Source organism: Acinetobacter sp. AOR41_HL, assembly GCF_027854645.1.
Classification (GTDB): Bacteria; Pseudomonadota; Gammaproteobacteria; order Pseudomonadales; family Moraxellaceae; genus Acinetobacter; species Acinetobacter nosocomialis.
The window spans coordinates 1-15,216 of record NZ_JAKTHZ010000028.1 but is presented as its reverse complement, the minus strand read 5'-3'; the positions used below and the strand labels follow the sequence as shown (position 1 = coordinate 15,216).

Annotated in this window: 12 protein-coding genes, 2 pseudogenes and 1 riboswitch; of the genes and pseudogenes, 6 read left to right on the top strand and 8 right to left on the bottom strand. The window is 39.9% G+C overall.

Features of this window, described 5'->3' with window-relative positions; translation table 11 throughout:
- Positions 1-17: 17 nt before the first annotated feature.
- Both MKL35_RS11840 and MKL35_RS11835 read right to left on the bottom strand, forming a co-directional pair.
- Complete coding sequence (locus tag MKL35_RS11840) at positions 18-1,820, bottom strand: acyl-CoA dehydrogenase C-terminal domain-containing protein (protein ID WP_004711974.1); 1,803 nt, start codon at positions 1,818-1,820, stop codon at positions 18-20.
- Between the two features lie 291 nt (positions 1,821-2,111).
- Complete coding sequence (locus MKL35_RS11835) at positions 2,112-2,489, bottom strand: hypothetical protein (RefSeq protein ID WP_004711976.1); 378 nt, start codon at positions 2,487-2,489, stop codon at positions 2,112-2,114.
- Positions 2,490-2,620: 131 nt separating this feature from the next.
- On the opposite strand from MKL35_RS11835, the gene baeS reads away from it, so the two are divergent.
- Complete coding sequence (baeS, locus tag MKL35_RS11830; protein ID WP_270913731.1) at positions 2,621-4,282, top strand: sensor histidine kinase efflux regulator BaeS; 1,662 nt, start codon at positions 2,621-2,623, stop codon at positions 4,280-4,282.
- 19 nt (positions 4,283-4,301) lie between these two features.
- On the top strand, positions 4,302-4,988 hold the full coding sequence (locus MKL35_RS11825) for a response regulator (RefSeq protein WP_002051374.1): 687 nt from the start codon (positions 4,302-4,304) through the stop codon (positions 4,986-4,988).
- 63 nt (positions 4,989-5,051) lie between these two features.
- Here the strand turns inward: MKL35_RS11825 and MKL35_RS11820 are convergent, their stop codons facing one another.
- A complete protein-coding gene (locus MKL35_RS11820; protein WP_032010021.1) occupies positions 5,052-6,494 on the bottom strand; it encodes a protein adenylyltransferase SelO in 1,443 nt (480 codons plus the stop codon).
- A 112-nt stretch (positions 6,495-6,606) separates the two neighbouring features.
- The gene (locus MKL35_RS11815; RefSeq protein ID WP_020992283.1) at positions 6,607-7,779 is read right to left on the bottom strand and encodes an acyl-CoA desaturase; all 1,173 of its coding nucleotides are present in this window, start codon (positions 7,777-7,779) and stop codon (positions 6,607-6,609) included.
- 208 nt (positions 7,780-7,987) lie between these two features.
- Between MKL35_RS11815 and MKL35_RS11810 the strand changes: the two genes are divergently transcribed.
- Complete coding sequence (locus tag MKL35_RS11810) at positions 7,988-8,518, top strand: META domain-containing protein (RefSeq protein ID WP_002051369.1); 531 nt, start codon at positions 7,988-7,990, stop codon at positions 8,516-8,518.
- 27 nt (positions 8,519-8,545) lie between these two features.
- Here MKL35_RS11810 and MKL35_RS11805 read toward each other — a convergent pair whose 3' ends face one another.
- From MKL35_RS11805 to MKL35_RS11795, 3 genes are all read right to left on the bottom strand, one after another.
- Positions 8,546-9,259: a glycerophosphodiester phosphodiesterase gene (locus tag MKL35_RS11805; protein ID WP_032010024.1), complete on the bottom strand. Its 714-nt coding sequence runs from the start codon at positions 9,257-9,259 to the stop codon at positions 8,546-8,548.
- Between the two features lie 73 nt (positions 9,260-9,332).
- Positions 9,333-9,911, bottom strand: a complete 579-nt coding sequence (locus MKL35_RS11800; protein WP_004885306.1) for a cob(I)yrinic acid a,c-diamide adenosyltransferase — start codon at positions 9,909-9,911, stop codon at positions 9,333-9,335.
- 96 nt (positions 9,912-10,007) lie between these two features.
- Entirely contained in the window at positions 10,008-11,858 is a 1,851-nt protein-coding gene (locus MKL35_RS11795; RefSeq protein ID WP_081404377.1) for a TonB-dependent receptor plug domain-containing protein, read from the bottom strand.
- A gap of 24 nt (positions 11,859-11,882) precedes the next feature.
- A riboswitch (cobalamin riboswitch) is annotated at positions 11,883-12,089 on the bottom strand.
- 126 nt (positions 12,090-12,215) lie between these two features.
- On the opposite strand from MKL35_RS11795, the gene MKL35_RS11790 reads away from it, so the two are divergent.
- The 3 genes and pseudogenes from MKL35_RS11790 to MKL35_RS11780 all read left to right on the top strand — a co-directional run.
- Positions 12,216-12,875 carry a phosphoribosylanthranilate isomerase gene (locus tag MKL35_RS11790; protein ID WP_004711989.1) on the top strand — a complete coding sequence of 220 codons (660 nt, stop codon included), beginning with the start codon at positions 12,216-12,218 and terminating at the stop codon, positions 12,873-12,875.
- Positions 12,859-14,088, top strand: coding sequence for a tryptophan synthase subunit beta (gene trpB / locus MKL35_RS11785; RefSeq protein ID WP_032010028.1), 1,230 nt, complete (start codon positions 12,859-12,861; stop codon positions 14,086-14,088). Before MKL35_RS11790 ends, trpB begins: the two co-directional genes overlap by 17 nt.
- Positions 14,089-14,097: 9 nt before the next feature.
- Positions 14,098-14,361, top strand: a pseudogene (locus MKL35_RS11780) (DUF1543 domain-containing protein); the annotation flags it as partial.
- Positions 14,362-14,370: 9 nt separating this feature from the next.
- On the opposite strand, the pseudogene MKL35_RS11775 reads toward MKL35_RS11780, so the two are convergent.
- Positions 14,371-15,136 (bottom strand): annotated as a pseudogene (locus MKL35_RS11775) (IS5-like element ISAba31 family transposase).
- Positions 15,137-15,216: the final 80 nt, after the last annotated feature.

Below are 15,216 nucleotides of genomic sequence, written 5' to 3'. Positions count from 1 at the left end.
ATCGCAACTAACTATGGTTAGAAAGCGAAATGTTCAGCATCTAATGACATCAATGGGTCTAAACCACCAGCAATAACGTCTACGTGAGAACGTACGCGTGGCAAGATTTTCTTGAAGTAGAAGCGAGCAGTCGTAACTTTCGCGTTATAGAAATCAACGTCAGTTGTACCTTCTGCTAATTTCTCTTGTGCTACAAGCGCCATACGAGCCCATAGATAAGCTAAAGTAACGTAACCAGCGAAGTAGAGGTAATCTACAGCAGCAGCGCCCACTTCATCCGGATTTTGCATTGCACGCATACCGATTTGCATAGTGAGGTCGCCCCATTCTTTGTTAAGCGCAGCAAGTGGCTCAACAAATTCTTTCATGGCAGCATTGTCTTTATTTGCTTCTACAAACTTGTGAACAATCTTAGTAAAATCACGAAGCATTGCACCTTGAGTTTGTAAAACTTTACGGCCTAATAAGTCTAGTGCTTGAATTTCAGTTGTACCTTCATACAAGCAGGCAATACGTGTATCACGTACAATTTGTTCCATGCCATGCTCAGAAATAAAGCCATGACCACCGAAGACTTGAACACCGTGCTTAGCAGACTCAGAACCTGTTTCAGTTAAGAATGCTTTTGCAATTGGAGTCAATAAAGACAAGATGTTGTCAGCAAACTTACGCTCTTCTTCAGTTTCGCCTTTTTCAACGATATCTGCATATTGAGCAAGTAAGTAAACAAGTGCACGACCGCCTTCAGCAAATGCTTTTTGAGTTAAAAGCATGTTGCGAACAGCAGGGTGAACAATAATTGGATCTGCTTCTTTTTCTGGAGCTTTAGGACCAGAAAGTGAACGCATTGCTAAACGCTCTTTCGCGTAAGCTAAAGCACCTTGGAAAGATGACTCAGATGCAGATAAACCTTGAACCGCAGTACCAATACGTGCTGTGTTCATGAAGGTGAACATACAGTTCAAACCACGGTTTTCAGGTCCGATCAAGTAACCTTTAGCTTGGTCAAAGTTAATGACACAAGTTGCGTTACCATGGATACCCATTTTGTGTTCAATAGAACCACAACGTACTGCATTACGCTCGCCAATCGTTCCGTCTGCATTGACATTGAACTTAGGAACGATAAATAACGAAATACCTTTAGTCCCTTTTGGTGCACCTGGAAGGCGAGCAAGAACGATATGGATAATGTTTTCAGCCATATCATGTTCACCAGCAGAGATAAAGATTTTCTCGCCAGAGATTGCATAGCTACCATCTGCATTTGGTTCTGCTTTAGTACGGATAATACCTAAGTCTGAACCTGCATGAGATTCAGTTAAACACATCGTACCTGTCCAAACACCTGAAACAAGGTTTGGTAAGTAAGTATTTTTTTGTTCATCAGAACCATGATGTTCTAATGTACGTACTGCTCCGTGAGACAAGCCAGGGTACATACCCCATGCCCAGTTAGAGCTACCTACCATTTCTGAAATTGCGATACCTAAAGAGTTAGGTAAACCTTGACCGCCGTATTGTTCTTCTGCTGATAAAGACGGGAAGCCAAGTTCGATGTATTTTTGATAAGCTTCTTTAAAGCCTGTTGGTGTAGTAACAACACCATCATTCCAAGTACAACCTTCGCGGTCGCCAACTTGGTTTAAAGGAGAAAGTTCATTTTCACAGAAGTCTGCCGCAGCTTCTAAATATTGATCAACCAATTCACGGCTTACGTTACCTTGAAAGTCAGGTAATTTTGCATAGTGTTCTTCAGCATTTAATAATTCATGCAAAACAAATTGCATATCACGTAAGGGCGCTTTGTATTGTGGCATATCGGGTTCCTCAATACTGGTGAAACCAGAGTTATAATCCTAATCTACGATAATGTGCCATAAGAGGCACCTTGAACCATTACATCGTGCAACAACTTGCATAACTGTACAAGCACCTCAGGGCCTTTACTTTGTGACTGCAAAGTCAAGAAAAAAATACTTGAACTATGTAAGTGCTTTGAGTGTAAACACTTTTGGTGAAGTTTAGATGAGACAAATAGTCAAAATCGTAAGTAGTTATGTACATAAAAAAGGCGCCTATAGGCGCCTTTTATTGCAGTATTTTTAAAATTATTTTGCTTGTGGTGCTACTGGAGCTGGAGCATTCATTGGTGGTTGAGGACGCTTTGGTTCGAAACGAAGATTACAAGTCCCTTCAAGTGTTCTATCTCCAACTTGGACATTTACAGCTTGACCATTTGCCTTGCCTTCACATGCTTTTTGAATCTGTTCAAAACGAGCTTGACGTTCTGCGCGGTGCTGTTCCCACGCTGCTTTTTGCTCAGGTGTAAATTCACGATGTTTCATGCGGTGATGACCATCACGTGGACCATCTTTCATCATATGATGGTCTGAATTAGGCGTTTGAGGGTTTGATTGACAAGCTGCCAAACTGCCCATAGTTACAATTGCTGCACTGAATAATGCGATTTTAGCCGTCATTTTCATGTTTAAAGCCCTTTAATGTTTGTTTTAAGATGACTTAAAGATTAGATAATAAAGATGAAGAAACAATGGAGAGTTTTTCTTTTCGTTGTTGGTTACAATGCAAAATATAGGATAAAAATGAGAGAATGCTTTTGAACGTTCTACGTGTTCCCATTGCATTGCGGCTATTTTTAACGGTCTTGCTTACCACGCTGTTAATTGCAACCGCAAGTTTGAGTGTTCTGCACTGGACCATGCAAAAGAACTTTGCCAAATATGTGGCTGATGTTGAAATGCAAAAGCTAGATCGGCTCATGACCAATCTTGGAAATGTTTATAACGTTTATCATGATTGGGGAAACGCGATTCAAGCCCAAATCTTACAAATTGAAGGAACAGCCGCTCCAGATGATTACGATCGTCTTTCACAGTGGTGGTTAAGACGCCAATATGACATTGCCATTCAGCAGCATTCTTTCGATGAACACACTCTCATTAATGTTTCTCCAGATGGTGCATCTCCAAATAAAAATTCTATTTTTAGCGATGAAGAGTTACGCACACTAGAAAAAAACTTACCTTCTGAATATCAACCATTTGAAGGTTTAAAATTCCCGTTAAGTGCTAACCAGTTTCGTCCACGTGATGACAATAAAAACAAGTCAAAAAGAGGAAGTCTCAAAGATATTGAGACACAAAATGGTAAGAAGCGCTTTATTGCTTTACCAGACCGTTTAGGCTTAAGTTCTCGTTTATCCTTATATGATGCCAAACATCAGTTTGTAGTGGGTGAACCGCCATCTTCAGATCAAATGTCGTACCGTCCTATCATCGTCAACAATGAGGTGGTAGGGTATTTAGGACTAAAACCAGTCCTAGATAAAGAAGATGCTTTAAGTATTAATTTCTTTAGTAATCAAAAGCGTTATTTACTTTTAATTTATGCCTTAACATTGCTGTCGAGTTTAGTTGCAGCACTTTTAATGGCAACTTATTTTAAAAAGCCAATTCAGCGTTTATTAAATGCAACAAATGAATTAACTAAAGGTAATTATCAGCATCAAGTTGTGATTAAACGAAATGATGAACTAGGTGACTTATCAACTCAACTAAATCATTTAGCCGAGATTTTACATCAACATGAAGAATCACGACGTCAATGGGTTGCAGATACATCTCATGAGTTAAAAACACCATTAGCTGTATTGCAAGCGCAAATCGAGGCAATGCAAGATGGTATTCGAAAGGCGACTCCTGAACATCTCGATGCCATGATGAGACAAGTTTCAAGCTTAAAGAAACTCACTCAAGATCTTGCAGACTTGGCACAGGCCGATGCCCAGCAACTTAAATGCTATTTAAGTTCGGTCAACCCTTGGGATGTTGTACTGCAAGTAGTTGAAAATTTCAGACCTAAACTCGAACAGGCAGGGCTGGAAATTGAGGTGGAAGGTGAGGGCGTTCCATTATTATTAGACCGTGATCGCTTTAAACAAATTATTATTAATTTAATTAGTAATAGTATTCGTTATACCGAAACAGGTGGAAAGATTCATATTCATACAAGTCAAACGTCTCAGGAGTGGACTTTATATGTCGATGACAGTCCGTTTGGTTTAAGTGATGAGCAATTATCACGTTTAGGTGAACGTTTTTATCGTGTAGATGATTCGCGCACGCGTAGTACAGGTGGAACAGGACTAGGCTTAGCTTTATCTTGTAAAATTGCGCAAGCGCTTGGTGGTACACTAAGTTTTGAACACTCACCATTAGGTGGTTTACGTTGTGTACTTACCTTTAAAAAGCAGAGTTAAATAAAAGGAAAAATGGCCCATGAAACATGTAATGTTGGTTGAAGATGAAGTCGAGTTAGCGCATCTGGTGCGTGATTATCTTGAGGCTGCTGGTTTCGAAGTAAGCATGTTTCATGATGGTCAAGATGCTTATACGAGCTTTCAACAACGTAAACCTAATTTAATGATTCTGGACTTAATGGTTCCAAGAATGGATGGTTTAACGATTTGCCGTAAGGTACGTGAACAGTCAGACTTACCAATTATTATGGTAACTGCACGTACTGAAGAAATTGACCGTGTTTTAGGGCTAAATATGGGAGCAGATGATTATGTGTGCAAACCTTTTAGTCCAAAAGAGTTAGTTGCCCGTGTACAAGCAGTTTTACGCCGTTTGGAACGTAAGGCTGAGCCAGAACAAAATGATTCGTTCCGCATCGATAAAGCCCAACAAAGAATTTGGTATCAACAAAAATCTTTAAGTTTAACGCCGACAGAATTTCGCCTACTTGAGCTATTTTTAGAACATGTGGGGCAAGTTTATTCACGTGCACAATTATTAGACCATATTAATCCGGATAGCTTTGATGTTGCTGACCGAGTTATTGATAGCCATATTAAAAACTTGCGTCGAAAAATCACGGAAGTGGCGGAAACTGGTAACCGTCATGAGTGGATTCAAGCTGTTTACGGTGTAGGGTATCGCTTCGAATATCCTGAAGAATAATTGCTTAGAAAAGTTATTCTGTGGATAACCACAATGTTATCCACAGAAAATGTGGATAAAAAATTAAGACGAACAGCTCACTGCTACATCAGGTACATCGCTTGGCAATGGCCCTAAGTCTTCAGGTTTTTCCAAATCTGGTTGTCTTGTATAAGGATGATTGAGTAACTTAAACAAACGGTCTACTTCACTAAAATCATCTCGCTCCGCTGCTTCAATCGCTCGCTGTGCCATATGATTACGTAAAATATAAATCGGATTTGCTCCTTGCATGTTCGCATCAAGTTCATCGGTATCTTGATGTTCACGAATATTTTCATATTGCGTAAGGAAAGCATCAAATTGTCGAATATCAAGGCAATCATCACGTAAAACCTTATACTCTTTATTTTGAAGGCGAATAAAGCTTTGAGTGTAATCAAGCTGCTCTGTTTGCAAAATACGTAAAAAGCTTAAGCCGCATTCAGTACTGTCTTTATGAAAATGAGGAAGCCCCATTTTTTTGCATAACCCAGTGGTGTAATGCTCAATAAAAGTGGGTTCAAATTCTTCTAGACAAGCGGCCAACGCTTCTTTGAATTGCTCCTTTTGCTCAGGCTCAGCAAGTGGAATGAGATTATTTAACCAAGTCCATAAATTCCAGTGCGCAATACTCGGTTGGTTTTGATAGGTATAACGTCCTTGGTAATCAGAATGGTTGTTAATCCAGTTTGGACGGAAACGTTCCATAAAACCGTATGGGCCAAAATCGAGTGTAGAGCCCGTAATATTCAAGTTATCGGTATTCATCACACCGTGAGCAAAACCGACCAGCTGCCATTTAGCAATCATAATGGCTGTATTTCTAATCACAGCTTTAGCAAAAGCTAAAATAGGCTGTTCTTCTTGTTGGCATTCTGGATAGTGCCATTCAATGCATTTTTGAGTGAACTCAGCCAATAACTCAGGCGCATATTGATTGATCCATTCAAAATGCCCTAAACGAATATGACATTCAGATGTCCTGAGCAGCATTGCACCCGGTTCTAGTTTTTCACGTTGTACACCTTGGGTAGAGCTTGTAAAACCTACTGCATGACTCGAGGCGACTCCTAGAGCATTTAAGGCATGACCTGCTAAATATTCGCGAATAACTGAACGTAAAACTGCTCGGCCATCTCCCATGCGTGAATAAGGGGTAGGGCCTGCACCCTTCAAATGCAAATCGATGGTTTGACCTTTTTTATTCAGAATTTGTCCAATGAGTAAACCGCGACCGTCGCCTAGCTGACCTGCCCATTGTCCAAATTGATGGCCTGCATAAACCATTGCCAAAGATGGAAACTCTGGGAAAGTCCGCTGGCCACTACAGATCTCAACCCATGCTTTTTTTTCTTCATCCGTCCATTGTAATTCTTCGGCTAAAGCTAAATTAAAGTGTCCAGCCTTTGCACCGCGAAGAGGGGAAGGTTGCTGTATATGAAAAAGCTTAGAATTGAGTGATGAATAAAGCGGATTAAATTGCATAGGCTGGACTAAATAATTGAGGCGAACTTCACTATACCATAGTTAAAAACGAGCCAAAAAATAGCGCCTGCAAAGCATGGCTTTACAGGCGCTATTTCGAACTAGAGTCGTATTAGTCTGGTACGACGTTTGTGTTCTTTTTAATGTTACGCATTAAAGTTTCTAGACACTCACGATGATGACTCAAACGATGTTCAAGCAATTGGAAATCAACTTTTAACTTATGATCCATTTTATGAATCTTTTCAGCCATTGCTGCTTTCTTTGCTTGTAACTCTTGTTCTTTGAGTTTCGCCCAGTCATTTAAAGTATGCGTAAATGCTTCATATTCTTGAGCAATACGTTGCTTCATTTGACTAATGTCGGCATTTACATCGTGGCCATAAATAGCTAGATCTTGTTCAGCATATTTAAACTTCATTGCCAATTCTGCTTTTTTAATATTAAAGCTTGGAATACGACGTAGGTTCTTTGCTAAACCAACTTTAGAGCATGTCCAGATTAACCATTTAGTTGGGTCATATTGCCACCATTTCACACCATTACGATAATCGTATTGGAAAATATGGTGATAGTTGTGATAACCCTCGCCCCATGTTGCAATCGCTAACCAGAAGTTATCGCGTGCTGAGTTTTCATCGGTATAAGGACGTTTACCAAACATATGGCAAAGAGAGTTAATGAAGAAAGTTACTTGATGGCTAATGATTAAACGTACTAAACCACCGAGAAGAACAACTCCCCATAAATCGCCAGTTGCCCAGCCGACTAAACCTAAAATACCAACGTGAACTGCTACGACAAGTAAAGCATAGTATTTATGCTGGAACATCACCAGTTTGTCATTGAGTAAATCAGGCGCATTTTTAAAGTCTGGCTCAGATGGAGAATGATCGCGAATCATCCAACCCATATGGGCATACCAGAATCCACGTTCAATTGAATATGGATCTTCATCCACATCGTCAACATGGCGATGGTGGGTACGGTGACCAGATGCCCAAAACAGAATACTGTTTTGTACAGCAAATGTGCCGCCAATCATTAAAAGAATTTTAAGAGGTAACGACGCTTCATAAGCACGATGTGCCCAAAGACGGTGATAACCAGCAGTAATCCCCATGCTACTTAAAGCTAAAAGAAAAAATAAGCTTACCCATGCGCTTACACTAAAATCATAATAATACGCGTAAATCGGGATTATGATTGCAGCAAGAATTGGTAAACCAATTAAGGTAATGCTAGCGGTCCAGTTAATTGGGGCCTTGAGTGGGGCGGAAGTCATATCCGGCAGCGCTCCTAGAAACCTTGTCATACAAGGTAAAAAGACAAAACGACATAGCAAAACCAATCATCAAGATTTATTGCTATTTTGCACATCATATTAGCACGTGCATAGTGAGAATCACTAACATTATTGTACAGATGTATCGAAAGAACCGTAACAGAATTAAACCATGCTTGGCAACATTTCAGATAGGAGAAGTTGTGTAATGAAAATACAGCGATTGAGAAAAAAGAATAGCATTGATATTGCAGGAAAATTGCCATTGAAATGTCTTTTCATCGCAATCAGCCTTGTATTGGCAGCATGTCAAAGCGCGCCGCAACAAAATGTTCAAAAAGGCCATGTAAAACCCATACACCATGCACAAACTCCGGTAGTTAAAAAGAAAGTGAGCCCGGAAGGTGTTCAAGATATTGATTGGCAAATCACTCAGATTAATGGTCATAAGGCAAAATTCTTTAACCAATGGCCGACTCTTTCACTGAACTCAGCAGTCAAAACTGTAACCGGTCATACCGGATGTAACCGTATTTTTGGACGATACACTTTTGATTTCAACCAAAAGAAACTTGATATGGAAGTTAATGCGGGACATTCAAGTTGTGATGGTGCTTTGGCTCAAGAAGCAGAACTAGTTGATTCCTTACAACGTATTCAACGCTTCCAGTTGGTAGGTAATACCCTATATTTACTTGATCAGAATGGACAACGCCTGATTCAGGCCGAGAAAAAATAAAAGGTGGTTAATACCACCTTTTTTCATTTAAAGCGTTTCGAGCATTGTTGTAGGAATATCTGTAATTAAGCCCTGAATATCTAAATCGCGGAGCCTTTTCGCTCTTTCTACATCATTTACTGTCCAGACACTAATGTTTAAACCTGCTTGGTGAGACAATTGAATCATTTCATCTGTAGCAAGCTGGTCATACCAACCAATATGACAGCAACCAAATTGATGAGCGAGTTCAATCGCTGTAGCTCCAACCGGAAGTTCAACTAACAAACCGCGTTTAAATTGAGAGTTGATATCACGTAAGGCAGTTAGAATTTGAAGATCGAAACTTGTAATAGTCACGACTTTTTCATACCCCTGTAATTCAGACTCAAGCTTTTGAACTAACTTTTCTGCAAATGCCATATCTCTGACAGCTTTAACCTCAACTTCAATATGATCAAAGTTATCAAGTAAATTTAAAACGCCTGTAAGAGTAGGGGTTGGCTCTGAATTTGGCCAATTGGGCCAGTTTTGTCGATGATCAAATGATAAAGCTTGAGCCAAAGTAGATTGCTCAACAATTTGGTCGACTCCAGCTGTACGTAAAAAATTATCATCATGAATAACGACCAGTTCTTGGTCCTGAAGCTGGCGAATATCAAATTCGACACTACGAATACCTAAATTTTTTATGTGCTGAAAACCGCCTAATGTATTTTCAGGGGCTTCTCGGCGTGCACCACGATGACCAATAATGCGCATAATTTTCTTCTATTCAGTTATTGTTGGTTATGGTCTCTTCAAAAGCAGAGACCATACTTAAATTAGTCTATTTTTAAATAATCTCATTAATATTTTTTTGCCAAAGGACTTCTTGTCCACCTTCTGCACGTTGTAAAGCACGAGATGCGACAAATAACCAGTCAGATAGGCGGTTTAAAAGTTGGAGTGCTGTGGCTTGAATATTTTGATCACGAGTCTGTACCGACATAAGTGATCGTTCTGCACGACGGCAAACAGCACGCGCTTGATGAGCGTAACTGCAAGATAAAGAGCCAGATGGCAGAATAAACTCTTTCAGCATAGGCAAATCTTCATTCATACGATCAATTTCTTTTTCCAGAAATTCAATACAAATGGGCTGAAGCAAATTGTAATTGGGAATACAAACTTCGCCGCCTAAATCGAAAAGCCAATGTTGGATCAAGCTCAGGCTTTTGTCCCAATCTGCTTTATTAGTCACTTGGCTGGCTGTGATTTGTGCACGCAGTACACCAATAATGGCATTGAGTTCATCGACATCACCAAGTGCCGCAATTCGTAAATCATCTTTGGCAACACGAGAGCCATCGCCTAAACCTGTGGTACCTGAATCGCCTGTGCGTGTATAGATTTTGCTTAAACGGTGTCCCATGATGGATATCCTGAACATAAAAAAGGGGATAATGTCGGTCAGAACATTACCCCGAAACTGGAGTTAAGAAAATATTTTTATAATGAGGGTGAAAAATTAATAGCGGAAAGTTACGCCAACAGAAGCTTGGCGGCCTGTATTAACATACCAGTCATTTGAAGGATATGTATTTAATACTTCACGATATTGAACATCACCTACGTTTTGAATATTGGTAAATAATTTTACGTTAGGAATAACATTCCAATAAGCATTTAAGTCTACTGTTGCATAACCTGGTACTCGCATAGAGTTTGCAGAATCTGCATAAGATTTAGCTCTAGCGATTAACGAAGCACTAATTCCATACACTGCATTTTCTAGACCAGTGCTTACAGTGAGAGTCTGGCGAGGTCGATAAGCAATTTCTGTATTGTCTTTTTCATTTTCTGTTTTTACGTAAGCATATTCAGTAGATAAGAACAGATCATCTTGATGCCACTTTATTCCAGCTTCGCCACCAGTAAAGTTCGCCTTAGCTATATTTGTATTCGTGCCTGCATTGTAGGCAATAAGATCTTTAATTTTTGTATGGTAAACAGAAAAATTAGTACTCACATTGGAAGTAAGATCATAGTTCACACCCATTTCATAAGAAGTACTTTTTTCTGGCGCTAAGTTTTCATTACCCCCCCATTGTGAATATAGTTCATTCAAGGTCGGAGCCCTGAAAGCACTACCGATATTTGCATATACACTAGCATTAGGTAAGAAGTGATAGCGTATAGCACCTTGTCCAACAGTATGAGTACCAAAGCGCTGGTTATCTTCTAAACGAACGCCAACTTGGGTGTCAAAAAGATCATTCTTTAGTTGATGCTGTAAATAATATCCCGTGCTATTTACACTCTTATCTGAGTTAAGAATGGTATTACTTTTATAATTTGCATCGTTATATGTTGCACCAACCAAAATGTTCTGATTTGGAGTAAATTTCCATTTCAGGTTTAGATCGCTTTCATTGTTTTCAGTATTGTAATATGAGTCGTAAGCAGGAACATTTTGTTTATCTTGGACATTTGCATAGTGTGCATTAATGATGAGATCAGGCAAAATATTATAAGCAACTTTTGTGTTGATAACTCGATTTTCGAATAGACGCTGTGCTGTGTTGGTTATGTAATCATTACTGAAAATATTAGTGCCTTTATTTTCACTAATTGAAGCAGAAGCATCTATTAAGTTTTCTTGAAAGAAGCCCACTTTAGCGTGATAACCTTTTTGATCATATCCAGCCTTTTCATTTTCTGGTTGGCTTTCAAAAATACGTGTTCCATCACTTTCTAAGCGCTGACCACCTAGTTGTGCATAGAAACCTTGATCACTTACAAGATTGGCATTAACAATAGTCTTATAGGTATTATTTTCACCATAAATACCCGTTAGCTCAGCGCCTGTTTTCTCAGGTTTTTTAGAAATTAACTGAACTACACCGCCAATAGCATCGCTTCCATATTGAACTGATGCTGGACCTTTTAATATTTCAATTTGTTGAACATCTGTTGTATCTAAAAATGCGGGATATAGTGGACCAAGTTCATTTTGACTATTTAAACGAGCGCCATCTTTAAGAACCAATGTATGAACTGATTTAGTACCACGAAGCGAAATTTCAGAAATCTGACCTAGACCACCGCTTTGTTTTACATAGATGGATGGGTCACGTTGAATAATATCTGAAACGTTTAATAATGGATTCTGCTCAATGGTTTTTTCATCAATCACGGAAATACGAGCCGGAACTTCACTTGCTTTTTCAGCACTTTTAGAAGCAGTTACCACAATTGGATCAAGCTGAGTTGCGTTTGTTGTATCTTCAGCAAAAATAATAGGCGAACACCCCATCGCAATAGCGATAGCACCTACCAGACGAGTAGGTTGAAAAGACTTAGACATAACATGCTCCATACATTCACCCCACGTGAATGATCGGGTAGATAGATGAAACAAGCAGGTCTCCGGACTTCAGCGCCATAATTTATTTATGGACATATTCACCTTCCCACATCACTGCAGTGGTGTAAGTCGATCTCGACTTAAAAAATATGCTTTACATTGTTACCGTTGCGGGGGCAGTGCCGGACTTTCACCGGCTTCCCTAAAGCATCAATTGCTTACACTTGCTTCCATTTGAACGCAGTATAAAGTGCTGAATTGCTTCCTACAATGTCATTTCGAGCAATTCCCGGAGAACTTTTACGCAAGGGACTAAAATTGCATTACAATGACGCTTATTTTAAAAAATGGTTGTAGTTTAGGCAGATCATGAGCCCATCAAACCAAAAGCGTACTCGAGCAAAAATTTGTGGAATTACTCGTAAGCAAGATGTTCAAGCGGTGGTCACAGCTGGAGCAGATGCGATAGGTTTTGTTTTTTTTCCGCCAAGTCCAAGAAACGTAACAGTTGAACAGGCAGAAGAATTGGCAAAACTTATTCCACCTTATGTACAAATGGTTGGTTTGTTTGTTAATGCAAGTGCCACTGAAATTCAGGATGTACTTGATTGTGTTCCCCTAGATGTATTACAACTACATGGCGATGAAACTCCAGAACAATGCCAAGATATTGCTCGCCATTGTAAACGTCGTTGGTATAAAGCAATTCAGGTTAAACCTGATCTGGATGTAGTTGCTGAAATTCAAAAATATCAGGCAGCTGGTGCTAGTGCTGTATTGCTTGATGCGTGGCATCCTGAGCTTAAAGGGGGCACAGGACATCAGTTTGACTGGTCTAAATTCCCAAAACTTGATATTCCATTAATTTTGGCAGGTGGTTTAACCCCTGACAATGTCATTGACGCTATTCATACTACCGGTGCTTTTGCAGTAGATGTGAGCGGAGGCGTAGAGTCCGCAAAAGGTATAAAAGACCAACAACTCATTGAAAGATTTATGCAAGGAGTCCAACGTGGATCAGCAAAATAATGTGATTGACTATACCCAATTCCCAGATGCAAATGGGCATTTCGGTATCCATGGCGGACGTTTTGTGTCAGAAACTTTAATGGCGGCATTAGAAGATTTGGAAAATCTCTATTCCCGCATGAAAAATGATGATCAGTTTCTGGCAGAATTCGACCGTGACCTCGCCTATTATGTAGGCCGTCCTAGTCCACTTTATTATGCTGAGCGATGGTCAAAAGAGTTAGGTGGTGCGCAAATTTACCTTAAACGTGAAGACTTGAACCATACAGGCTCACACAAGGTAAACAACACGATTGGTCAAGCACTACTTGCAAAGCTTTCTGGTAAAAAACGTATTATTGCCGAGACAGGTGCAGGCCAGCATGGCGTGGCAACAGCAACAATTGCAGCACGTTTAGGTCTTGAGTGTGTTGTATATATGGGTGCTGAAGACGTTAAACGTCAAGCCATGAACGTTTATCGTATGCGTTTGTTGGGTGCAACAGTTGTTCCTGTGCAAAGCGGTTCTAAAACGCTGAAAGATGCCATGAACGAAGCAATGCGTGACTGGGTAACTAACGTTGATACGACTTACTATGTCATTGGGACAGTTGCAGGTCCGCATCCTTATCCTCAACTCGTTCGTGATTTCCAGTCGATTATTGGCCGTGAAGCCCGTAAACAGATTTTGGAGCAAGCAGGTCGCTTACCAGATGCATTAGTTGCATGTGTAGGTGGTGGTTCAAATGCAATGGGCTTGTTCTATCCGTTCTTAAACGATGCCAATGTGAAAATGTATGGTGTTGAGGCTGCTGGCTTCGGTATTGAAACTGGTAAACACTCCGCGCCTTTAAATGCAGGTCATGTGGGCGTATTGCATGGTAACCGTACTTACCTCATGAGTGATGCACAAGGCCAAATTATCGAGACACATAGTATCTCGGCAGGTTTGGACTATCCGGGTGTGGGGCCTGAACATAGCTTCTTAAAAGATATGAAGCGCGTAGAATACGTGCCAATTAATGATACTGAGGCGCTGCAAGGTTTCCGTGACTTAACCAAAATCGAAGGGATTATTCCTGCGCTTGAAAGCTCACATGCTATGGCATATGTATCTAAGCTTGCACCAACCATGTCTAAAGATCAGATTATTATTGCGACTGTTTCAGGCCGTGGCGATAAAGATTTAATGACAGTTGCACGCATTGATGGCGTAGAAATGGTTGAGATGTAAGAGGAAAAAATGCCAAGTTTGTTTATGGTAATGTTGGGTGGCCGTCATGCGCGTGCCAATACAGAAGTCCATGACATCGTTATGGCTGTAGGGGATACTTTAGAAGAAGTTTACCCTCAACTTAAACAGGCTTGGTTTGGTGAGGCTCAAGGGTTACATATCGATGCTTGGGCCAAGCTTTCAGGGGTTAGCTCTCAAGGGCAGAACTATCAAATCCAGTTTACCGATGCAGCCCCATCAGCTTCAGATCTAAAGTTATATTTGATTAGGGTTTGTTGACATTTACTGTTCATAATTAACCCTATAAAGGTAGCCATAAAAATATACAGGCTAAAGCAACAGAACTTTGATAATTTCTTTTGAGCTTGTCATATCGAGTAGCTATTCCTCTAAATTGCTTTAATCTACAAAACATATTTTCAACTAAATGCCTGATTTTATATAAATACCAGTCCATATGGTCATTGTTCGATTGGCTATTTGTTTTCTTTGGTATATTCGCTTTAGTCCCTGTTTTCCTGATCTGTTCACGCAGTGGTTCTGAATCATAGCCTTTATCTGCACATACCACTTTTGTCTCTTTTAAATCTAATGTTGATATTAAATCAGGTGCAACTTTAACATCATGTGTGGTTCCATCGGTAATCATGAAATCAATAGGATTGCCATGTGCATCAACAATCAAATGTATTTTTGAGGAGTTTCCTCCTACACTTTTAGAAATAGATTGATTCGCTATGCCGGCAGAATGTTGATGAGCACGTACATGAGAGCCATCAATAAAAATCCACTCCATATCGGGGCATGAGGCTAGTAATTTGAATAATCTAAGAAACTTACCGCTGCTTGACCAACGATTAAAACGTTTGAAAATAGAGTTTGAATGACCAAAACAGCAAGGAATATCTCGCCACGGACAGCCTGTTCTAATTCTATAGAGAATAGCTTCAATAAAATTGCGTAAATTTGAGTTGTGGTGAATGGATAAATTACGCAGAATAACTTTCAACTTTTGCCAGTGTTGATCTGTCAGCATGGTACGAGGCATAGCGAATAGTAAAATTGGGTTTGGCGATTTGATTTTACTACTTCGCTATTTTTTTAAGCTAAAAGTGTCAACACACCCTA